The organism is Pseudoalteromonas sp. PAST1 (assembly GCF_021532515.1).
Lineage (GTDB): Bacteria > Pseudomonadota > Gammaproteobacteria > Enterobacterales > Alteromonadaceae > Pseudoalteromonas > Pseudoalteromonas simplex.
Genome location: NZ_JAKGBH010000007.1, coordinates 71,300 through 93,466, shown reverse-complemented (window position 1 = coordinate 93,466; position 22,167 = coordinate 71,300). Strand labels below are relative to the sequence as shown.

General features: G+C 42.8%; 16 protein-coding genes. 10 read left to right on the top strand and 6 right to left on the bottom strand.

The window, feature by feature from the left end; all coding sequences use genetic code 11:
- Positions 1 to 20 precede the first annotated feature (20 nt).
- The gene (locus tag L1272_RS05160) at positions 21 to 1,019 is read right to left on the bottom strand and encodes a helix-turn-helix transcriptional regulator (protein ID WP_235372895.1); all 999 of its coding nucleotides are present in this window, start codon (positions 1,017 to 1,019) and stop codon (positions 21 to 23) included.
- Positions 1,003 to 1,920 carry a GGDEF domain-containing protein gene (locus L1272_RS05155; RefSeq protein ID WP_235372893.1) on the bottom strand — a complete coding sequence of 306 codons (918 nt, stop codon included), beginning with the start codon at positions 1,918 to 1,920 and terminating at the stop codon, positions 1,003 to 1,005. The genes L1272_RS05160 and L1272_RS05155 overlap by 17 nt, the downstream gene beginning before the upstream one ends.
- Before the next feature lie 284 nt (positions 1,921 to 2,204).
- Between L1272_RS05155 and L1272_RS05150 the strand changes: the two genes are divergently transcribed.
- Together L1272_RS05150 and L1272_RS05145 are read left to right on the top strand one after the other, a co-directional pair.
- The gene (locus L1272_RS05150) at positions 2,205 to 4,505 is read left to right on the top strand and encodes a TonB-dependent receptor plug domain-containing protein (RefSeq protein ID WP_235372892.1); all 2,301 of its coding nucleotides are present in this window, start codon (positions 2,205 to 2,207) and stop codon (positions 4,503 to 4,505) included.
- A gap of 58 nt (positions 4,506 to 4,563) precedes the next feature.
- On the top strand, positions 4,564 to 6,504 hold the full coding sequence (locus L1272_RS05145) for a phytase (RefSeq protein ID WP_235372890.1): 1,941 nt from the start codon (positions 4,564 to 4,566) through the stop codon (positions 6,502 to 6,504).
- Between the two features lie 58 nt (positions 6,505 to 6,562).
- Here the strand turns inward: L1272_RS05145 and L1272_RS05140 are convergent, their stop codons facing one another.
- From L1272_RS05140 to L1272_RS05130, 3 genes are all read right to left on the bottom strand, one after another.
- Positions 6,563 to 8,149, bottom strand: coding sequence for an L-lactate permease (locus L1272_RS05140; protein WP_235372888.1), 1,587 nt, complete (start codon positions 8,147 to 8,149; stop codon positions 6,563 to 6,565).
- Between the two features lie 94 nt (positions 8,150 to 8,243).
- Positions 8,244 to 8,828 (bottom strand): YqaA family protein, encoded by a 585-nt coding sequence (locus L1272_RS05135; RefSeq protein WP_054551838.1) that lies wholly within the window; start codon positions 8,826 to 8,828, stop codon positions 8,244 to 8,246.
- 59 nt (positions 8,829 to 8,887) lie between these two features.
- The gene (locus L1272_RS05130) at positions 8,888 to 9,796 is read right to left on the bottom strand and encodes a GGDEF domain-containing protein (protein WP_054551839.1); all 909 of its coding nucleotides are present in this window, start codon (positions 9,794 to 9,796) and stop codon (positions 8,888 to 8,890) included.
- 236 nt (positions 9,797 to 10,032) lie between these two features.
- Here L1272_RS05130 and L1272_RS05125 point away from each other — a divergent pair, with 236 nt between their 5' ends.
- Positions 10,033 to 11,265 carry a TMEM143 family protein gene (locus L1272_RS05125; protein ID WP_235372918.1) on the top strand — a complete coding sequence of 411 codons (1,233 nt, stop codon included), beginning with the start codon at positions 10,033 to 10,035 and terminating at the stop codon, positions 11,263 to 11,265.
- 141 nt (positions 11,266 to 11,406) lie between these two features.
- Entirely contained in the window at positions 11,407 to 13,446 is a 2,040-nt protein-coding gene (locus tag L1272_RS05120; RefSeq protein ID WP_138599923.1) for a S9 family peptidase, read from the top strand.
- A gap of 32 nt (positions 13,447 to 13,478) precedes the next feature.
- On the opposite strand, the gene L1272_RS05115 is transcribed toward L1272_RS05120, so the two are convergent.
- Complete coding sequence (locus L1272_RS05115) at positions 13,479 to 14,609, bottom strand: ROK family transcriptional regulator (RefSeq protein WP_194442736.1); 1,131 nt, start codon at positions 14,607 to 14,609, stop codon at positions 13,479 to 13,481.
- A 155-nt stretch (positions 14,610 to 14,764) separates the two neighbouring features.
- Between L1272_RS05115 and fucP the strand changes: the two genes are divergently transcribed.
- From fucP to L1272_RS05085, 6 genes are all read left to right on the top strand, one after another.
- Positions 14,765 to 16,042 carry an L-fucose:H+ symporter permease gene (gene fucP, locus L1272_RS05110; protein ID WP_194442737.1) on the top strand — a complete coding sequence of 426 codons (1,278 nt, stop codon included), beginning with the start codon at positions 14,765 to 14,767 and terminating at the stop codon, positions 16,040 to 16,042.
- A 150-nt stretch (positions 16,043 to 16,192) separates the two neighbouring features.
- A complete protein-coding gene (locus tag L1272_RS05105) occupies positions 16,193 to 16,573 on the top strand; it encodes a hypothetical protein (protein WP_171041543.1) in 381 nt (126 codons plus the stop codon).
- A complete protein-coding gene (locus tag L1272_RS05100; RefSeq protein ID WP_054551843.1) occupies positions 16,573 to 16,953 on the top strand; it encodes a hypothetical protein in 381 nt (126 codons plus the stop codon). Before L1272_RS05105 ends, L1272_RS05100 begins: the two co-directional genes overlap by 1 nt.
- Before the next feature lie 84 nt (positions 16,954 to 17,037).
- The gene (locus tag L1272_RS05095; protein WP_138619536.1) at positions 17,038 to 17,796 is read left to right on the top strand and encodes a substrate-binding periplasmic protein; all 759 of its coding nucleotides are present in this window, start codon (positions 17,038 to 17,040) and stop codon (positions 17,794 to 17,796) included.
- Positions 17,796 to 20,012, top strand: a complete 2,217-nt coding sequence (locus L1272_RS05090; RefSeq protein ID WP_194442738.1) for a tetratricopeptide repeat protein — start codon at positions 17,796 to 17,798, stop codon at positions 20,010 to 20,012. The genes L1272_RS05095 and L1272_RS05090 overlap by 1 nt, the downstream gene beginning before the upstream one ends.
- A 160-nt stretch (positions 20,013 to 20,172) precedes the next feature.
- Positions 20,173 to 22,056, top strand: a complete 1,884-nt coding sequence (locus L1272_RS05085; RefSeq protein ID WP_054551846.1) for a propionyl-CoA synthetase — start codon at positions 20,173 to 20,175, stop codon at positions 22,054 to 22,056.
- Positions 22,057 to 22,167 lie beyond the last annotated feature (111 nt).

The following is a 22,167-nucleotide window of genomic DNA, read 5'->3' as shown; positions in this document are numbered from 1 at the left end:
AGCGATAAGAGCGGGCTTTCTTACCCCTTCAATTGACTTGGCGTAAGCCTGGTCCAGCGTTTAAACGCTCGTCTGAAATTAGCAATATCATAAAATGATAAGCGCATGGCAACTTGCTCATTGCATTGCTCGCGCATGGCAAGTAGGTAAATCGCTTTGCGCTTACTTTGCTCATCATACAAGGTAGAAAAACGTACGCCATGAGCTTTTAATTTACGCTTGAAGGTTGCAGGGCTCATGGCAAATTGGCTAGCTACTTGGTCTAAATTTAACGCCGGATTTTGATAAATTAATCGGCTTACGGCTTCCACAAAAGTGCTATTTGCTGAATCTAATGCCGCTAGCTGCGAGTTAATTTGTGAGAACCGAAAACTACTAAACGCGGGGTTAGTAAGCCTAAGCGCGTGTTTATTTAATACCCAGCGGGTTATAGGCTTTTCAAAAGCAACTTTAAGGCCCAAATGCTGCTCGTATTCTTGGCTATGTCTGGCGCGTTTATAGGCAAACTCAAACTGACAAGGTACTCGCTCACCCGCCACTTTTTTAAGAACTTGGTAAAACGCGGCGCTATAAATTTCCATTACGTACTGGCTTATTTCATCATCCAAGCCCACAGCATTTTGCAGCACAATGTAATACTGCTCGTTATGTACATAACTGTAACTAAATAACAAAGGGGCTAGTTGCATGCGTAAATTGTGTAACTGCTTTAAAGCTTGGCCGATATGCGCTGCATGTAACACGCCTTGGGCGGCAACAGAGGTATCGTTTGCTAGTTGACTGCCTAATAAAAAGCCACTGTCGGCGGATTTCATCAACTGCTTAAACTGCGTCAATAAGCGTACTTGCTGCGAAATACTAAACTGATGCTGCACACTCATTAAGTCTTGCTCAAACACCCCTGTGCCTCTGAGTAACTTATGCAGTGCAATGCCGCGACTTAAGGCCAGCTCCACCAACGTGGTGATCAGTCCCTGTGCGGTGAGGTATTTGTCATCTTGATTAAGATACGACTTCACAATGGCTGACTCTTTGTTGTTTTTGTTGTTGTAACTTAGCGTGTAAACGCGAGCTTAAACTTTGTGGTGTATCGCCATGCATACTGCCCACTAAGGCCGCTGTTACATCTTGAAACTTAGCGTGTTTTTCGCCTTCGACCTTAAATGCACAATGGCTCAGCGCCGAGGTAATTTGCGCCACCAGCTCTTTCGCTTGTACTGCGCTGGTGTTTGGCATTAGCACCATAAAGCAGTCTCCTGCATAGCGGCACACCGCATCGCTAAGGCGACAATTCATCAATAAAAGCTCGCTTACTTCACCTAGTAAGCGGTCGCCTTCGATAAAGCCAAATTCAGCGTTAAAATCAGCAAAACCACGAATATCAATAGCGGCCAGTTGCAATGGCTGCGGCTCACTTAATTGCTCTTTTAACACAGCTTGTAAGTAATCAGCCTTATACAGCCCTGTTATTGAGCATACTAATTCATGCTCACGATGCTGAGCTTCACGGCGTTTTAGTTGCCTGTTAAGCACGTATTGCTCTTGGTGCCACTGATACAGCCCAAGGCTTGTGAAAATCATGCCTATCGGCGCAGGCAATGATTCAATCCAAGTAAGCCACGTATTGGTTGGTTGATGTAACCACTCATCAAATAAATCAAGGGAAGCTGAAAACATAAAAAGCCCTAGCCCAAGCACTAAAAAGCTGGTGACTTTGCCGGGCGGCCTCGAAATAAGTAGCGCAGCTATCCAAGTCAGGGTCATTAGCACAATGCCACCCTCGCCTAAAATATCTAACCAAGCAATATCGGCAAAAGGCTTTAACTCTCCTGCTTGTGCGCTTAGCAAAAACGCAATCACAAACAAAGCAATAACGGCATTGGTTAAAAATCGATGATGAGTAAAAGGGTTATATCGCATTCTCAGTACCTAACAATAATTCACGCTGCCATGCTAACTCGTTAGCGCTTAAAGCAGCAGGGTCATATTAGCTCAATGATGTGACAGCAAAACGACAGTCATACCTTGTTAAACCCCTTCAGCACTGTATTTACCTTAAAAAGGTGGGGTTATTACAGCTCAAAAGCACTTTTAAAACCCGCTAATCACTTGTTTTTACTGGTTGTTAGCGATTTTCTGTCACATTTGCGTCATTTAAGCTGCGTACTTTGCTCATCAAACCAAGGACAACCAGGAGCAACCCCATGAAACAATTTAAAACGAAGGCGTTAGTAAGCGCCCTCGCCTTATGCCAATTTGCCGCTTACGCACAAGACGAACAAAGCAGCGATGAGAAAAAAGTAAAAGTCTCTGAAGAGCTTGTTGTATATGGCGAAATCGGCTATCGCAACCGCTCACAAGAGCTGGCACCGACGCTTGAATACTCACAAGAATACTTTCAACGTTTTGAACCGCTGACTGTCGGTGATGCATTAAAACGTGTACCGAGTGTGACGTTTTTATCGGATGTTTTAGAGTCTGATGGCGCACGTATGCGTGGCTTAAGCCCAGCTTACACAAAGGTGCTTATCAACGGTGAAGAAGTACCTGGTGCAGGTGCTGACCGCTCATTCTTTGTTGACCGTATTCCTGCCGAGCTAATTGAGCGTGTAGAAATTATTCGTGCTTCAAGTGCAAACCGCTCTGCCGATGCCATTGCCGGCACGCTAAACATTGTATTGCGTGACGGTTACAGCCTAGATGGTGGTTACTTGCGTGCAGGTGGCCTGCGTTATGACGATGGCGAATTAAAAGAAAGCTTTGCTGGTGTTTACGGCACTGAGTTTGCTGGCGGCCGTTTACTACTTGGTGCGAACTTACAAGGTCGTTATAACCCAAAACAAAAATCAAGCCTACGCTATGGCGACAGCCCAGAGAATAACGCCAATTACAAAACCGAAGAATTCGATAACCGTGAAGACCAAACAGACACCCGTGACGGTGACGACACCTCGCTAAATGCCAGCTACGAAATAGCTTTTGATGACGGCAGCAAGTTCGATATCAGCGCGATTTGGGTTGATACCGACCGTACTGAAGATGAGCGTTCATTCGAATATGACGATCCAACAGCAATCAATAACTCAATTGTTGAAGGCGGTAACCTTGAGACCGATAACGCCAATGTATCTTTCATCGATCAAACCAACTACAACATCAACTCGGGTTATGAGTTACCCCTTTTTGGTGGCACCAGTAAATTTAAGCTTGGTTTTGCAAGCTTTGAAGAGTCAGTTTACGAGCAAGAAGTAGAAATCGATACCTCTGAGTTACCTATGGTGTTTGAGGAAGAAGAAGAAACCGTAGACCTTGATGACAAAGAATGGTCATTACAATGGCAACATAGCTTATTTGCAGGCGAGAGCAAAACGATTCAATTCGGTGCCTTTGTACAAGGTAAAGAGCGCGATACTGCTGTTTATCAAGCCGAAGGTGAAAGCGAACAAAGCTTTACTAGCTGGGATCAGTTCAACAAAACACCACTGTCACTGGCAGGCTTTAATAACGAGTTTGAAGCAGCCGCTGGTGGTGTCAATAAACTCGAAGAAGACCGCATAGATGTATTTGCATTAGTTAAGCACGAAGACCAAGACTTCTCGTGGGAGTTAGGTGTGCGCTACGAAACAACTGATTCAACCATTACTGACAAAGTAGAAGGTGTAAGCGCTAAAAACGATTATGACTTCTTCTTACCATCGGCACATTTACGCTACAACGTCTCTGAAAATGGCCGTGTTAGTGCATCGGTTGCACGTAGCTTACGTCGCCCTGACTTTGACTACATCACCCCTGCTCTACTTGAAAAAGAGCTAGGCGATAACGACTTTTTAGGTAACCCAGACCTACAACCAGAATCATCGTGGGGTATGGACTTAGGCTATGAATATCGCTTAGGTAAAAGCGGCGTCGTGGGTATTAATGTGTTCTATCGCGATGTCACTGACCTTATCGAAATAGCCAATACAGGCCAACAAGGCTCAGAGGGTGATGGTACTTACATTTTGCAACCGCGTAACACCGGTGATGGCAACGTAAAAGGTATCGAGCTTGATTTATCAACGCCGCTAAGCGCTATTAGCATGCCAAACACAGGGGTATTCTTTAACTACTCATGGCTTGATTCAGAAGTAGATGACACTTTCGGTAGCCGTAAATTCAACGACCAATCTGACTACGTGTTTAACGTTGGTTTTATTCAAGACCTACCTGATTTAGGCGCTTCGTTCGGTGCAACTTACCGTAAACAAGGTGATGCTTATGGTCGTATCGTGGGTGAAGAAGTAACCACACACTACGGCGCAGACCTTGAAGTATTCGTAGAAAAACGCTGGCAAGACGTCACGCTTCGTTTAGTAGGCTCAAACCTACTTGATGCAAGCAAAGACGAAACCTTCAACAAGTTCGACACGGTTGATGACCAAATTAACCGCGACTTTGACGAGTATGAACTGGAGTCTGAAGAAGCAGGCCCTGTTATCCAGTTAATGCTGCGCTACGCGTTTTAATACACATAATAGTTATTAAGGCAGCGCATTGCTGCCTTGTTGTATATTTGGGGATCCCATGAATTTTAAAAAACCACTTAATCTTGTTGCCAGTGCAGTGATGCTAAGCACCCTAGCAGCGTGTAGCCAAACAACGGCAAACGAGGCACCAAGTAAAAACCAATTAACAGCCTTTGGCACAACTGAAAATATGCAAGGCTCACAAGCAGCAGCCCTTGCTGATGACGCTTGGCTATTAAGCTCACAAAGCCAAGGCCTACAACTTATTGATGCCACTGGTAAACAGCACGCATTACAAAAAGGTAACTTCGAAGCGCTATCTGTTAAGGCGATCGACAAAAACAGTTACCTTGTTGCCAGCATCGACAACGAAGCCGACCAAGCGGTGATTTTTAGCTTACAAAAAGCAGCTAAATGGCAGCTAACTGAAATTAGCCGTATCAGCCCACCAAAAGCAAAACCTGAGGCGGTGTGCTTATTTGCCAACCCGACCACTCAAGCCGTGTCGGCATTTGTGGCAGACGCTCGTGGTCTTATCCGCGAAACACTGGTGTTTGATATGGCAAACAAACGCGCGTTAAACCTTGAATTACGTGAGTTTGCTGGCGTAAGTGAAACATCAGGCTGTGCGGTTGATGATAACAGTAAAACTCTTTATTTAAGTGAAGGCGAGCTAGGCATTTGGCAAATTAATGCCGACGCTGAATCACGCGCCGATAAAAAGCCCCTTGCTATGATGTCGCCATTTGGCAGCTTAGCGCCTGAAGTTGGCGGATTAAGCACAACAGAAGATGGTAGCTTATGGTTCACCACTTCTGAAGATAACCAATTACATCGCTACGAAAATAGCACAAAGCGTTTTAGCAGCTGGCAATTTGCTGGTGAACTGGCGATTGAATCTGCCGCAGTGCGCTTTAACAATAATCAAGCTGACATCGTGTTATACGATGATGAATCAGGTCATTATGTAAAAGGTCAAATCGATGGGCAAATTAAAGCACAAGCCAAGCAACAAAATAGCACTAAAACAGCGGCTGTTACTTACATCAATGCACAAGCGCAAACCGATGCAGTACGTGCTTTTGGTGATGCCGCCGATGACCCTGCAATTTGGGTAAACCCTAATAATGCAGCTAAAAGCTTGATCTTAGGTACCGATAAACGCCGTGGCTTAATGGTGTATGACCTTGCAGGCAAAGAGCTACAAGCACTAGAAACAGGCCGTTTAAATAATGTTGATGTGCGCCAACATGCCAGTATCAACAATGTAACGAATACCTGGATTGCAGGTAGTAACCGTACTCATAACAGCATCAGTGTTTACAGCGTCGATACTCACAATCAGGTGCAACATTTTGCTGAGCTGCCAACGACTCTAAACGAAATTTACGGTATGTGTATGTACTCATCAAACACAGGCAACTATGTGTTTATGAATGACAAATCAGGCCTATTTCAGCAATACAAACTAACAGGTGATAATAAGAACGTATCTGCACAACTAGTGCGCGAGTTTAGTGTTCCAAGCCAGCCAGAAGGTTGTAGTGCTGATGATAAAACCGCACAGCTATTTTTAGGTGAAGAAGACGAAGGTATTTGGTTTATTGGCGCTGAGCCAACAGCTGGAAATAAACCTGTAATGCTGCAAACCGTGAACGATCTGTTGGTTGATGATGTAGAAGGCATGGAAATCTACCACGCAAAAGATGCCCGCTATTTAGTGGTTTCTAGCCAAGGTGATTACAGCTATGTGCTTTATAAAATTATTGATGGCAATACCCCTAGCCTAGCGTTTGCGGGTAAATTTGCAATCAGCAATAACCTAGAGTTAGCAATAGATGGCGTATCAGAAACCGATGGCCTAACGGTCACACCGGCTGCACTACCGGGCTACCCTGAAGGGGTGCTCATTGTGCAAGATGGTTACAACCGCATGCCACAGGCACCGCAAAACTTTAAGATTATTGACTGGCGCGAAGTAAAAAAAGCCATTCAATAAATTACTCTGTAAGGGTGCTCGGTTTATCTGGGCACCTTTTTTATCTGAACATGTTTAATCAGTAAAATAGATAACTAAAACATCCTACAATTGCACCGTAAATCAGCATCGGCAAAAAGGTTTTCTTAAGCACTGGCCCTTCTTGATTATTCACACCAACAATACTGGCTACAGCAATAATATTACTAATGCAGATCATATTCCCCATCGCCGCCCCTATTGATTGTAGCGCAAGCACTAAGGTTTCTGACAAGCCCACTTGCTGTGCAATACCATATTGAATACCGCCAAAGGTAAGATTAGACACGGTTGCAGAGCCTGAAAAGAAAGTGCCGAGTGCCCCCAAGTACGAGGCAAATAACACCCAGTGCTCCCCGCTTAAATCAGCAAAGGTACTCGCCATATAAAATATGGGCACATTATGGCCGCCTTGCATTAAAACATTCACCATCACCAGCGCCCCGATTAAAGCGATACATGGCATAGCAATACGGCCTAAGGTGTCGGAGCACATTTGCTTTACTTGTGGCTTGCTCATTTTAAGTAACGGCACGCAGATCAGCACCACCAATACAAACGGGATCAAGGCTGGTACAAACAAGGTTTTATACGACCACCCCACTGAGGTGCCAAATATCTCATGTAAAGATAAGATCAGCGCTTTGCTTAATTCAAATTGTGCGAAGCCCAAATGAATACTCAGCCAGAGCGTTTCGTCGTTAAGCAATGCTTTAATGCCCAACTGATGAATACGGGTTATCACCAGCACAACAATCAAAAGTAATAACGGGAATAATGCTAAAAATAGCGCTTTGGGTGTGAACTCAGCTTTGCCTTTCGTGTTTTGTGCATTTACAGCTGACTTATCTAACCCCACTCCTTTATTGGCTAAATAGATAGTGACTAATAGACCCACTGCGCCACCTATCAGTGATGGAAATTCATAGTTCCACTGGGCAAACAACCAATAAGGCAAAACACATGAAAACACACTTAAATAAATGAATACGCTATTTTGACGCACCTTTTTTAGTGGTAAAACAAGATACAGCGCAATCATAGGAATAACCAAAGCAGCAATCACATGACAAAGCGCCGTCCATCTTGAAATAGCCAGCACTTGCCCATCATCTAATTGTAGCGCTGAAAAGCCAAACCATGTTGGTGTGCCAACTGCACCAAAAGATACGGGGATCGAGTTTAAAATAAGAGTGAAAATAATCACTTTAAAAGGCGAGAAACCAAGCCCGACCAAAATAGGCGCAGCGATGGCCGCTGGCGTGCCAAATCCCGATGCACCTTCGAGCATAAATGCAAACGCCCAACCGATGATCATCAACTGTGCAACTTGATTACTGCTAATAGATTCGAGCCAGTGTTTAATCGTGGTTTCGGCCCCTGATATTGCCAACATGCGGTTAAGTAAAATAGCCCCAGCAATAATCGAAATAGGCGTCATAACAGACAATACACCAGCAAACGAATTAGCAAGCAACAGCCTTAAATCAGCTTGAAAGAAAAACAGTTGCAGTAAAGCAGCGAGTAGCGCTGTGATGGGTAAGGCAATATAAGAGGCGATGGGGCTGCTTTTTACCATCATCCAGATCAGCACCAAAATAGGCAGTGCAGCCACTAGGGTATTCATGGGTCATCCTGTTGTTTTTATTAAGCGCTTTCCTTAATTAAAAGTATAGACAGGATAACCCTAATCAGTATTTTTTATTTGTTAAATGAGTGTATTAAATGAGCGTACTTAGCCACCAAAGTAACAGTACTAACACAGAAATAGCCACTAAGGCTTTGGTTTTGTGCTTTTGAATAATTCGCTCAGCCTGATTACCCGCGTAATAAACAACGGCAGCTAGAGCAAAGTAGCGAATTGAACGCGCAATGACCGTTGCCAGTAAAAATAGAAAAATCGAATACTTAGTAGCCCCAGCGGCAAGCATGGCAATTTGAAATGGGATGGGCACAATACCGAGCGTCAATACAAACCAAAAGCCTTGTGCCTGCATTTTTTGCTTAACTTGCTCGAATTGCTCAGGGTTTGAGAAGGTATTAATCACCCAATCGCCCACTACATCAAATAGATAATAGCCAAGGGCATAGCCAAAAATAGCACCGATTATACAACCTATGGTCGCCATTAAGGCAATTAACCAAAGCTTTTCACGGCGGGCTTGCATTAACGGAATAAGCACAGCTTCAAGAGGAATAGGCACTATGGTTGACTCTAAAAATGATGCCACCGTAATCGATTTAAGCATATGTTTTGAGTCAATAAACTGCCGTGTTTTTTGCTTAAGCTTTTTTGCAATCGCCATTATTCATCCTTAATCGTTTTGTTGCATTTTAGGTTACAACAAAAAGTCTTAACCGTCCCTTACGGTTTATGAACATAGCGACTACGACCCTGATTTTTAGCCAAATAAAGCGCTTGATCAGCACGTTTCAAGGTACTACTAAAGGTCTCAGTAGCACGTTTGATCGCTGAACCAACACTCACGCTGAGCGTTTTACTCGGTGTCACCATCACATTACTGGCAAGGCTCAGCAGTTGCTCGCAGGTAGCATGTAATTCATCTGCATCATCTGTGGCAACATACATTGCAAACTCCTCACCACCAATTCGCGCAAATAGAACGTCTTCTCCTAATGCTTGGTGACACTGATAAACAAAGTCTATCAATACCTGATCGCCTACATCATGGCCATATTCATCATTAATCGCCTTAAAATGATCAATATCGGCGATCACTAAACTATGTGGTTTACTTTGGTTTTGCTGCACATAATGGTAAAAATAACGACGATTGTACGCCTTTGTTAATACATCGGTTTTTAGCTCTTCTTCGAGCTGCTCTCGGGTTTTAGCTAAATCAGTAAGCGCTAAATAAAGACCAAACCCAGTGATAAGCATCCCTAAGGTGCGGGTAATATCTTCGATATAAATGCCGACCCAGATTGGTTGGAACACCAGCTCATCTAAAAAATCAAATGTAAGTCCGACGCTCCAAAGGAAGATACCCACACTTAAAAATAAGTAACTGCGCTTAGCAACCACCGAAGTTTGCACAAACGCAAAAATACAAATCAAAATGAGCAAATTAATAGCATCACTGAGCACACCATTTAAGTAAACATCACTTTCAAGCCGATTAAAGTTATACAAATAAGTCACGACTATCATCAATAAAACGACAACAAAAAAGCTAATAAAGAATTGCTTTACTACAAGAGGTACTGAATTTAACTCAGCCTTTACTTCTGGAGGGGGTGCTTGCTTATTCATAATTAATCACGACAACTTGCTGCAATGAATTAAACATTAGCAAAGCAAATTTAAAAGTGCATGATAAAGCCACTATAAAGGGGAAAAACCAGCGTTTTTACTGGAGTAAATATTCTAAACATAAGCCGTTTTAGTCAGTAAAAAAGTCTAAGTTCATGCCATTTGCCACTAACGGTCGCAATTTTGTCGTTATTTTTTTATTATCCCAGCCAGTTTTAATGACATTACACAAATCTATGAGCAACGCGCGATTCATCCCTTTTCGAAAACACGACATCATAAATCTTTGCCAAGCTTACTTGGGTGAGCCGCAATCAGCTTCGTTTATGGAGTTTGCTACTCTTTTGCAAAGCGTGACTCATTATCAATATCACGAGCTGCTGGAGTCTTTAAAAAACAACTATGCGCCATTTGACCCAAATAGCGACACCCGCACGCTAACACTGATTACCAACGAGCAACGTGCCAGCTACCAATCTGCCTTTGCAAAAGAGTTTGCCAAAGTACTCAATGCTGCCAATTTTGAAACCATTACCAATCAAGACTTACAAGATGCACTGAATGAAGAGTCTTTATTTAAAGTACGTTTAGCCGTTGAGTTTGATGACTTTGCAGAAGTGGTCTTTTACCGTCGCGGCGAATCGCAAAAAACCGAGACGCTACGCAGTTTTTGGGGGCTTAAGAAAAAGCAGATTCAGTTTACTAACTATGACCGCGTTGCCATATTCATCCGCTTTAAAGACGAGCAGTACTTTTTAGAAAAAGGCAAAATGCCGGTAGGCTTTGAGCCAAACTCAACCATCGTCAAATTATTCCAGAATGTGCCAAAAGCCGATTTAGAAATGCTGTTTCCGAATAGCGAAGTAAAAATGCGTCCAATAGATAAACTGATTATTGGTTCATCAGCACTGATTGGTGGAGCTGTGGTGTTGGTAACAAAATTAGGTGCGTCAATTTTACTCCTGATTGCTATGATTGCCTTTTGGGGTGGTTGGCGCAGTGAAGAAGTGCATATGAGTCAGCAACACTTTATTACCTTTGCAATCGGCATGGGGGTATTTGGCAGCTTTATTTTTAAAGAATGGAGCAAGTTTAAAAACCGTAAAATTCGTTTTATGAAAGCATTAGCCGACAACTTGTATTTTAAAAACCTCGATAACAACGCCGGGGTTTTTCATACCCTAGTCGATGCAGCTGAAGAAGAAGATGTTAAAGAAGCGCTACTTGCCTACACCTTTTTACTAAAAAGCGAATCAGCGATGACTGCAGAGCAATTAGATAGTCAAATTGAGCAATGGTTTAACGCGCAGCATCATTGCCAGCTCGACTTTGAAATTGATGATGCTTTAGACAAACTCGTCAAGCTTGAGCTGGTTCATCAACAAAATAACGTTTATACAGCCGTTGATTTAGATAAGGCCAAACAGCGCTTAGATAGTCGTTGGGATGACTATTTTAAGTTTGCCTAAGCCTTTAAAATCAGGTACTAGCAAGTACACATTAACTTCGAGTCAATTCAACTGGGGTAAATGCAACTTTATCTCAATGTGCTTGCGCAGCGAATGCTCTGCTTTTAGGATAAAATTTTACGGCTAAAAAAAGACCATTCCATGCAATTAAAAAAAACAATTCTTATTGGAGCAAGTTTGCTGTGCGCAGCAACGACGGCTCAAGTATATGCTAACGACAAGTTTGTCTCTGAAGATATTTTTCAACTTGAATACGCAGGCGACCCACAAATAAGCCCTGACGGTAAAAAAATCGTTTATGTGCGCAGCGGCTACGACATCATGAAAGATGGTAACAAGCGTAGCTTTTGGCTGTACGATATAAAGTCAGGTCAACACACGCCGCTGTTTTCTGATGAGCATAACTACAGCCAACCCACTTGGTCTCCAGATAGCAAGAAAATTGCTTTTACCAGCAACTCAAGCGGTTCGAATCAACTTCACGTTTATTGGTTAGCGCAAGACAAACAAGCATTATTAACGCAACTACCAAAGTCAGTACGTAACTTAACGTGGTCAAATGATTCTGCACAAATTGCCTTCACCATGAGCATTCCTGAAGGTAAATCTGCGTTCGCTAAATCGGTAAAACTGCCGAAAAAACCAAAAGGCGCTGAGTGGTCAAAACCAGTGAGAGTGTTTGAAAAAGCACGCTATCAAGCTGATGGCGCTGGCTTTTTAGAGCCTTCATATCGTCACGTTTTTGTTATTCCGGTTTCGGGTGGCACACCACGCCAATTAACATCGGGTGATTATCAGCACTATGGCCCACTTGCTTGGGATCCAAGTAACACAAAACTAGCTTTTTCTGCTGATCGCAATGATGAGTGGGAATATCGCACAACTGAGTCAGACCTCTATGAAATCAATGTAAAATCAGGCGAGCTTACGCAACTAACTGATTTACCGGGCCGTGAGAGTAACCCGCGTTACGCTGAAGACGGTGATGAACTAGCCTTTGTTGCGCGTGACAACGCCCCTGTGCCTTACATTAACTCAACACTATCTATGCTCGATTTAGACGATAAATCAATCAAGCATATTACTGAAAAATTAGACCGTTCAGTGGCTGATTATAAGTGGTCAGGCGATGGCGACTTTGTTATTCAGTACGATGATTTTGGTAAGCGTAAGCTTGCTAAAGTAAACAGCCGCGGTAAGGTCACTGACTTAACGGATACGGTATCGGGCACTTCAATTGGTCGTCCGTATATCAGTGGTAGTTTCAGCATGGCCAATAATGGCGCTATTGCGTACACCACAGGCAGCGAGTACCGTCCAGCTGATTTAGGCTACCTATACAAGGGTAAAAGTAAAACGCTAACTTCATTAAATGAAGATGTGTTAGGCCATAAAAAGCTTGGTAAAGTGCACGAACTAAATGTTAAGTCACAGTTCGATGGCCAAGCTATTCAAGGTTGGTACATTACGCCACCTGATTTTGATGAAAACAAACAATACCCATTAATGGTTGAAATTCACGGTGGCCCACACCTAGCCTATGGCCCAAGCTTTACTGCTGAATTACAACGTTATGCCGCTGAAGGTTATGTGGTTGTGTATGTGAATTACCGTGGTTCAACAAGTTACGGTAAAGACTTTGCACTACTGCTAGATGGTAAATACAGTTCAGAAGAAGACTTTGCTGACCACAACTCAGCAGTTGATGCCATGATTGCTAAAGGCTTTATCGACAAAGATAACCTATTTATTGCGGGTGGTTCAGCAGGTGGTATTGCAACGGCTTATGCGGTTGGTTTAACAAACCGCTTCAACGCTGCGGCAATTACCAAGCCTGTGATCAACTGGTTAAGTAAAACGCTTTCAGCTGACAGCTATATTGGTCAAATTCGTAACCAATTCCCTGGCATGCCTTGGGATAATGTTGAGCACTACTGGAAACGTTCGCCACTTTCATTAGTAGGTAACGTCACCACGCCATCATTGATCATGACAGGTGAAGAAGACCGCCGTACGCCAATTTCAGAATCAGAGCAATTCTATCAAGCATTAAAACTGCAAAAGGTAGATACCGTTCTTATTCGTGTACCGGGCTCACCCCATGGTATTGCGGGTCGTCCATCACGTATGATTTCGAAAATTGAATACACCCTTGCGTGGTTCAAACAATATCAGAAGTAATGAATTAAGTAGGAGTGAGGTGCTCACTCCTCTTAAAAATAATGATGACTAAGCGCAAGTTGGGCAGACCCTATCGACTGCGCTTTTTCCCCGCACACACCTAAGCTCACATCACAGCTACGTAACCCACGATTATCTAAACGTGCAAATGCGGCAATTGATAACTGCTTGAGATGTTCAAGTGCTTTACTCGGTAACGGCGAATCAATAATCACAGCTTGCATATCTAATAAACTTAAACTGTTATGCATGGCAATACTGATAGCCTCAGCGGCTTTTTCAAGCCAAGGCTGAACGAGTCGATTATGCGCTGTAAACTGACTGTCTGTCAGCTCATACACAGAAATACCCAACTGCAGCTTATCAAACTCGCTTTGCAGTGAAAGTAATGAACATTGGCTAAGTAACTGTTCACGATCAGTGTTTAGCATTGAGCCTATAGCACCGGCATTACCACTTTTACCTTCGAGAAGCTGATGGTTAATCACCACTGCACCACCTAAAAAAGCCCCCAAATAAACATATAAAAAATCGCAGTAGTTGTTAGGGTTTCCAAGACTTAGCTCTGCACAACAGGCAGCGTTATTGTCGTTACTAATATAAACAGGGAGCTGGAACTGGCTTTCTAAGTAACCTTTTAAGTCAAAGTTTTGCCACTGACTAAGTGTACTGGTTGCTGAGCATGAAGCGGCTTGCCATTGCCAAATATCAAACGGCATAGCGACCCCAAGCCCACACACATGTGAGCGCAGATCAGGCTCTAATTGACTGATTAGCTTTGGGATATGTGTTTCTAAAAATGATTTAAGCTCTTCAACCGATGCTTCATGCACCTCAACAGATACAGACGTCCTTTGCGTGCTTTGTAAGTCAACGAGTATCAGGTCAAAGCGTCGTCGCCCGATTTTCAAACCAAAACTAAATGCACCATCTGGGTTGAGCCTAAACGGCACACTTGGCTGCCCTACTCGCCCTTTAACAGGTGCATCACGAAGCAACAGCTTATCTTCTTCAAGCTTATTAATATTCACTGTTGCCGCCTGAGCAGACAAGGCTAACGCTTTTGCTATTTGTGCTTTAGGCATGCTTTGCTGTTGCCTAATTAAACTTAAGATTGCGCGCTCGTTATTGCTTCTTGGTGCTCGCGATAAACTGCTCTTCATAACATCCTTCTTGATACAAGCTTGATAAGCGGCCTATTAGACCTGTTTGCAGTACTATCTACCAGTCAAAATAATAAATCAACTAGGTTGATTTATTATTTATAGTCGTGAATACTGTCGGCCACAACAATATGAACACATTAACCTGGTGAACTATGCAAACACAGTCCGCTATTGTATCGCGCCAAATGCTTTGGCCTTTTATTCTGCTTACGATTTGCTTTGCTGCTTGGGGTACTGCGGCCAATATGACAGACCCATTAGTGAAAGTTTTTAGCAAAACATTTTCTATGAGTGCGTTGCAATCAGCACTGGTGCAGTTTAGTTATTACGGCGCGTATTTTTGCTTAGCTTTACCGGCGGCCATGATCAATAGACGATTTAATTATAAAACAGGGCTGTTAGTGGGTTTAGCCATGGCCGCTTGTGGTGCCTTATTGTTTTACCCTGCTAGTCAAACCATGCTCTATAGCCACTTTTTATTGGCCTTGTTTATTCTTGCTGGTGGTTTGTCTATTTTAGAAACCTCTGCCAATCCCTATGTTATGCAGTTAGGATGCGAGCAAACAGCAACCCGCAGACTTAACCTCGCGCAAGCATTTAACCCTGTTGGGACTAATATTGGTGTGTTTTTAGCTGCGACGTTGATCTTACCGAACTTAAATCAAGCTGATAGCGCAAGCCGTGCCCTGATGAGTGAAGCGCAATTAAAAACCGTTGTGAGTGCAGAGCTCGATGCTGTGATGGTGCCGTATGTGGGTATGGCCTGTTGCTTAATCTTACTATGGCTATGTATCTTCTTTAGCCGCTCTCCTGCAACAGAAACAAAAGTAACAGCGCAGCCGCGTAAACTTAAAAAGACCTTTCAACATTTGTATCAAAACAAGCATTATCGATTTGGTGTGCTGGCACAATTTTTTAATGTTGGCGCGCAAACCTGTGTATGGACCTACACCATTGGCTACACCATGGAAGCACTTAACACGACAGAAGTTACCGGCGGCCAAGTCTTACAATGTTCGATGTTGGTGTTTTTAGTATCTCGTTTCATTATGACATGGCTAATGCGCTTTATTAGCGGCGCTAAATTACTGCGTTTGATGGCTTTAATTGCAGCCGTGCTGTGTTTTATTGTTACCACACAAGTGAATTTAGTGGGCGTAGTCGCACTTGTAGCTATTTCAAGCTGTCTATCTTTGATGTTTCCAACCATCTACGGCACAGCACTTGAAGGCCTTGGCGAAGATGCAAAAGTTGGTGCAGCTGGTTTAGTAATGGCAATTTTAGGGGGCGCATTTTTACCTCTGATCCAAGCCGCAACCATAGATGCTTTTAACACTGCGGTTTCGTTTGTTGTACCACTTGGATGTTTTCTTATCGTATCTCTTTATGGGCACCACAGCATTAGGTCACCACGACACCAGCAATCATAATTTTTAAAGGCATCTTGCAAAGTCAGATGCCTTTTATAATTGTACTTTGTGGTTAGATAATGTGAAAATCACTATCTTTCTAACTACCTATAAGTGAGTATGAAATCACTTAAGCTTTTTATCTTAAATTACACAGCAAAGCTTAAAAACATGAGTAGCTTTGAGCACTTTCGGTTTTTTTTAATAAAGTATATTTGTTTCTTTTTTGGCTGCTTTATCTGTTTCGTCTTACACGAATATTTTCGTGTTCCTATTGTTGTAGCCGCTGCTGCGACAGGCTTAATCGGTACGTTTTTACCTTTTTCAAGAACGTTAAAATCACACCCTTATGCGGCCATTTACGCTGGTAGCTTTGCTGGCATGTGCTCTTCAAGTTTAATAAACAGTTATTGGGAGCTAAGTCTTATTTCATTGATCGGTGCCAGTCTTTATATTTTGACTATGAATCTATTTGCAGGTTTTGGCGGCCGACTTGGTAGTGTGGCTTTTGCCAGTGTGGCGCTTTATATGCTTGCAAAAGGGATTTTTTGATGAATATATTTATTGCGATAACAGCGTTATTAGGTGCTTACTCAACCTACTTTTTAGCACATCATAATCGCTTCGACGGCATTCGCGCATCAGCGGCCACCAGCATTATTGCATTTGCGATTTTGAGTCTATTCCCCGTTGATGTTGAGCTATACAGCGTGGCATTTTTCGGTGGTACTTTCATCGGTATGAGCGCACCAAAACGCTTTGGCATTTTTACATTAGCCATTGCGTCATTACTATTTGCTTTGTTGTTTGAGTACCTCGTGCCGCGCTTACATGGCTATGGCGGTGCATTAGGGTTGAGTGCGTTTTTATCTGTCTGTGTTTGCCACATCGGTATTTTACTCGGTGCGCCACGAAGCAAAAAGAACAACTAATTCCGATTCACCGATTAAAAACCTATACCTTTTTATTAATATTCATTACTATGTTAACAATATGTTTAAAGGTGTAGGTTCTTTATGCTTCTTCGTTCATTGCTGATTGTTATTATCTTCTGCTTTATCAGTAGTGCTACGACGGCGAAAACACTGACCTTTATTGCCGAAGATTTACCCCCATACCATTTTAAAAATCAGCAAGGTAAAGCCGATGGTGCGCTTGTTGAAGTGATAAAGTCTGCCCTAGCGAAAACAAACATCGCTGGCGAATTCGCAATTATGCCAATGGCCCGAGCTTTTCATGAGTTTCAAAATGACCCAAGCATATTGATGATTTCATTGCTAAAAAATGAGTCTCGTGAATATAAATTCCAATGGCTAGCACAAACCTATTTTGCCGATGCTTATTTAGTTGGGCTTGCCAAACAAAACCACGAAATAAAAAGCTTAAAACAAGCAAAGAAATATCGTGTGGCAACAATTCGTGGCTATTCAAGTGAACATTATTTGAAACAAGCCGGCTTTAATGAAAATAAAAATTTGGTGCTGGTCAGTCATTACCATCAACTTTGGCAAATGCTAGAGAAAGGACGAATTGATTTTGTACTAACCAACACGCTTACCTTACAAAACGAACTCGCGTTATCAGGAGTTCTCCCTAATGACATTAATAAGAGCCTCCACTTAGACGACTACCCATCAGGCCTTTATTTAGCCGCGAATCTAAAATTGGACAAGCAACTTGCTATGCAATTGAGTGATGCCATAAAAGCATTGAAACAAAACGGTCAATACCAAGCAATTTTACAAAAATGGCATCTGCCTTTACCTAGATTATAATGAAAAACACGCAATCACCTTACAAAGGCTTAGCTTTAGCTATTTTGCTTAGCTGCTTATCGCTAAATACCCTTGCTATTACCCCTGAACAAGCTTTAGAAAAGCTTAACGAAGCACAATTGTTACGTAACAGTAATCCAAACCAAGCCACTAAAATATTTGAGCAATTAACTAACGACTCGACCCTTTCCAATGAACCTAACATCATACAAGAGGCATTCGAATCGCTGGCATTTATGAATATGGGCAGTGGCGATTATGACCAAGCTCTTAGCTATGCAGAGCAGCTGCTTAATTACGGGGAAAAGCACAATAACCAGTCAGTAACAGTACGAGCAATGCTTATTCAAGGTTACGCACAAGGCAGAAAAAGTAACTTTCTTAAGGCAGAGCAACACTATCGCGCTGCATTATCCATTGCCAAACAGATAAATAACTCAGTGCTGATTGCCCAGTCCTATGAGCGATTAGCAGCCATTTTACGCTGGCAAGATAAGTACATAGCTGCCCTCAATGAAGCACAAAAAGCAGTCAATATTTTACAAGAGTTTGATGACGATAAATCTTATGCCTCTGCATTGCAGAACTTAGGTATTATTGAAGCAATTATTGGTGACCACCACGACGCACTAGCCAATCTTACTTTGTCGTTTTCTTTACATCAAAAACTTGACGATAAAAAAGGCATTGCTGATGCACTTTATGAAATTGGCGAAGTTTATCGACGTATGGGTGACAGTGCCCAATCGTTAAAGCACTTTAAAATGTCGCACGTTCTGGATTTAGAAATTGGCTCTAAAGTCGATATCGGTAATAGTGCCATGAAGGTCGGCTATGCAGCGCTAAAACAAGGTGAGCTTACAACAGCCACAGACTATGCAGAAAAGTCGATTAGCTATTATCTACCCTCATCTTCAAACACAGGATTGTGCCGTTCATATAATTTAATGGCGTTAATTGCTCTAAAACAAAATAACATTAGTGAAGCGCAAGCCTATATTGATCGCGCCATGGCAATCGCCACTGACTTTAATTTCCGCTCCCATTTAGTGTCTTTAGCGATCACCCAAACACGTATCTATCAAGCTCTTAATGACCATGCAAAAGCAATTAAAACCGCAGAACAGGCCTTAAACCAGGCTAATGAGTTACAAGATGTCGAAGATCAAATTAGCTTAAATAAATTACTCACTGACTCTTACCTTGCATTACAACTTTATAAACAGGCATTTGAATCGCAAAGCCGCTATCAAACCCTTGAAAATAAAACGGGTAAAAATCAGCACGACTTAACTGTGGCCGCGATGCAAAGCCAAGTCGCCTTTATGCGAAATCAGCAAGAAATAAACCAATTAAGTGCAGATAAACAAATTCAAGCAGCACAACTAAGCGAAAGTGAATGGCAATTTAAAGCCTGGTTACTCGGCCTAAGCTGTGTGATTTTATTGATATCAGGCTTTGGTTACCGCTCATTTAAAACGCGTAAACTTGCCAGCGAGCGAGCACAACTATTACAAGAAGTCGTTGATAAGAAGAACCGCTTACTAGCCGATGTATCCCATGAAATTCGCACACCACTCACAGCGCTACAATTGCAAGTTGAAGCATTGCAATACAATATCGCAAAAGACGTTGATGCCTCTTACGATGCCATTAATCGAAAGCTAACCGATATCAATGTACTGATCCGTGATATCCACCAACTAGCACAAGCAGACTCAGATAGCCTATACCTGAACCTAAAACCCTATTTACTTGCTGATGTATTATCCGTTTGGCAGCAAGACTTTGCTGCTTTTGTACAAAGCAAAGGCTTTGAATTTACCAGTGACATTCATGTTACTGCTGATTTAAAGGTGACATGGGATATCGATAAAATTAAGCAAGTACTGGCTAATCTTTTATCAAACAGCACCTTTTATACTGATAAACCCGGCAAAATTAAATTTGTAGCGACAGCCTCAGCGCAGAGTATTACTTTTAGTATTGAAGATACCCCACCCGGTGTGACCGACAATCAGTTAGTTGAAATATTCGAACGTTTATACCGCGTTGATAAATCACGTAGTCGCCAAACGGGTGGCTCAGGCCTAGGACTGGCGATTTGTAAAAGCCTAATAGAAACGCACAAAGGTACTATCAAGGCTGAGCACAGTGAGTTAGGTGGCGTTAAGATCCTCATTTGCTTACCGCTTATTAGTGAACAACAGGTTTAATTAGCATCTCGATTCCCTGAAATCGCCCCAAATCCGGGCGATTTCACGACATTTAGCCCCATTAATGCCGACCAAGGTCGCATATTATTTAATCAAAAACCGCCCTATATTTTTTAGTACGTTGTACAAATCTCTCACTAAAAAGTATAGGAGCCTCACAATGGCGGGCGAATATCAACAACAATACCAACAGTTCCAGCGCGATCCGGGTCAGTTTTGGCTTGAGCAAAGTAAACGAATTCCTTGGTTTAAAGAGCCAAGTGCCCCTTATCAATATGACGATAATGATTTTTACCATTGGTTTGCCGATGGTCAACTAAACACTTGTTATCTAGCCCTCGACCAACATGTCGAAGCAGGCTATGGCGACCGAACTGCACTAATTTACGACTCCCCTGTTACCAATACTAAACAACAATACACTTATGGCGAGTTACAAACTCAAGTTGCTAAATTTGCAGGACTCATGCAATCCCTTGGCGTAAGCAAAGGTGACCGTGTAGTCATTTATATGCCAATGATCCCACAAGCGGTTATTGGTATGCTAGCGTGTGCTCGCCTTGGTGCCATTCACTCCGTTGTATTTGGTGGTTTTGCACCGCACGAACTCGCGGTGCGTATTGATGATGCAAAGCCTAAGCTTGTGCTTACTGCGTCTTGCGGGGTCGAAATCAATCATGTGATTGAATATAAACCACTGCTTGATGAAGCACTCGAAAACGCCCAGCATACTGTTGAACACTGTATTGTCTTTCAGCGTGAGCAAGCCATTGCCGAGATGCAAGATGGCCGAGACATCGATTGGCAATCAGCCTCTGATGCAGCAAGTTCAGTCGATGCCGTGCCGGTTGCAGGTGACGACCCGCTTTATATTCTTTACACCTCAGGCACCACAGGCACACCTAAAGGGGTGGTTCGAGAAAACGGTGGTCACGCTGTTGCAATGCATTACAGCATGGAGACCGTGTATGGCATGAAACCCGGCGAAGTATTTTGGGCTGCTTCTGATATTGGCTGGGTGGTAGGTCACTCATACATTGTATATGCACCGCTTATTTATCGCTGCGCTACCGTACTTTATGAAGGCAAACCCATAAGAACCCCTGATGCCAGTGCGTTTTGGCGTGTTGTAGAAGATTATAAAGTCACCGCCTTATTCAGTGCTCCTACTGCGTTTCGCGCTATTAAAAAAGAAGACCCTACCGCCGAGGGCTTTAAACAATACGATACTTCGAGTTTAAAACGTTTATTCTTGGCCGGTGAACGCCTAGATCCTCCCACTTATGAATGGCTAAAAGACAACACCGGCTTGCCCGTACTTGACCATTGGTGGCAAACAGAAACAGGTTGGGCCATTGCGTGTAATCCAATTGGTATTGAACAGCTTGCCACTAAGGCGGGTAGCTCAACAGTGCCAACACCGGGCTTTGATGTACAAATTCTTGATATGAATGGGCAGCAGTGCTCAGCAAACGAAAATGGTGCGGTGGTAATTAAACTGCCCTTACCTCCTGGCTGCTTACCAACAATTTGGCAAAACAATGAACGCTTTCAAGCGGGTTATTTAAGCGAGTATCCGGGTTATTACCTCTCTGGTGATGGTGGCTATATTGATGACGATGGTTATCTATTTATTATGGGTCGTACCGACGATGTAATTAACGTTGCGGGTCATCGCTTATCAACCGGTGAAATGGAAGAAATTGTTGCAGCCCACCCTGCTGTTGCTGAATGTGCAGTATTTGGCGTTAACGATGCACTCAAAGGGCAATTACCTATGGCGATGATAGTGCTCAAAGACGATTACCTTGGCGATAGCAAAGAAGTCGAGCAACAGCTAGTCCATTCTGTAAGGCATCAAATTGGTGCCATTGCCTGCTTAAAGAATGTTTTGCATGTTGAGCGTCTACCAAAAACCCGTTCAGGGAAAATACTCAGAAAGAACTTACGCCAATTGGTCGATGGTGAAGAACTACAAATTCCATCTACCATTGATGATGCGAGTATATTTGATGAAATCAACCAACAACTTAACAATCGCTGATCTGCGTTTGTAATTTTGTAATGTTACCAAAGGCCTTGTTTAAGGCCTTTATTCGTTTTGGCCTATGGCTTGCAACTTTACTAATAAGTTAGCAAACGAAAAGGTGGTTAA

What these genes read in the sequence shown, in the direction of transcription:
- L1272_RS05155 (WP_235372893.1), bottom strand. Translation starts at nt 1,920, where the DNA reads ATGCGATATAACCCTTTTACTCATCATCGATTTTTAACCAATGCCGTT.
- L1272_RS05150 (WP_235372892.1), top strand. Translation starts at nt 2,205, where the DNA reads ATGAAACAATTTAAAACGAAGGCGTTAGTAAGCGCCCTCGCCTTATGC.
- L1272_RS05145 (WP_235372890.1), top strand. Translation starts at nt 4,564, where the DNA reads ATGAATTTTAAAAAACCACTTAATCTTGTTGCCAGTGCAGTGATGCTA.
- L1272_RS05140 (WP_235372888.1), bottom strand. Translation starts at nt 8,149, where the DNA reads ATGAATACCCTAGTGGCTGCACTGCCTATTTTGGTGCTGATCTGGATG.
- L1272_RS05135 (WP_054551838.1), bottom strand. Translation starts at nt 8,828, where the DNA reads ATGGCGATTGCAAAAAAGCTTAAGCAAAAAACACGGCAGTTTATTGAC.
- L1272_RS05130 (WP_054551839.1), bottom strand. Translation starts at nt 9,796, where the DNA reads ATGAATAAGCAAGCACCCCCTCCAGAAGTAAAGGCTGAGTTAAATTCA.
- L1272_RS05125 (WP_235372918.1), top strand. Translation starts at nt 10,033, where the DNA reads ATGAGCAACGCGCGATTCATCCCTTTTCGAAAACACGACATCATAAAT.
- L1272_RS05120 (WP_138599923.1), top strand. Translation starts at nt 11,407, where the DNA reads ATGCAATTAAAAAAAACAATTCTTATTGGAGCAAGTTTGCTGTGCGCA.
- L1272_RS05115 (WP_194442736.1), bottom strand. Translation starts at nt 14,609, where the DNA reads ATGAAGAGCAGTTTATCGCGAGCACCAAGAAGCAATAACGAGCGCGCA.
- fucP (WP_194442737.1), top strand. Translation starts at nt 14,765, where the DNA reads ATGCAAACACAGTCCGCTATTGTATCGCGCCAAATGCTTTGGCCTTTT.
- L1272_RS05105 (WP_171041543.1), top strand. Translation starts at nt 16,193, where the DNA reads ATGAGTAGCTTTGAGCACTTTCGGTTTTTTTTAATAAAGTATATTTGT.
- L1272_RS05100 (WP_054551843.1), top strand. Translation starts at nt 16,573, where the DNA reads ATGAATATATTTATTGCGATAACAGCGTTATTAGGTGCTTACTCAACC.
- L1272_RS05095 (WP_138619536.1), top strand. Translation starts at nt 17,038, where the DNA reads ATGCTTCTTCGTTCATTGCTGATTGTTATTATCTTCTGCTTTATCAGT.
- L1272_RS05090 (WP_194442738.1), top strand. Translation starts at nt 17,796, where the DNA reads ATGAAAAACACGCAATCACCTTACAAAGGCTTAGCTTTAGCTATTTTG.
- L1272_RS05085 (WP_054551846.1), top strand. Translation starts at nt 20,173, where the DNA reads ATGGCGGGCGAATATCAACAACAATACCAACAGTTCCAGCGCGATCCG.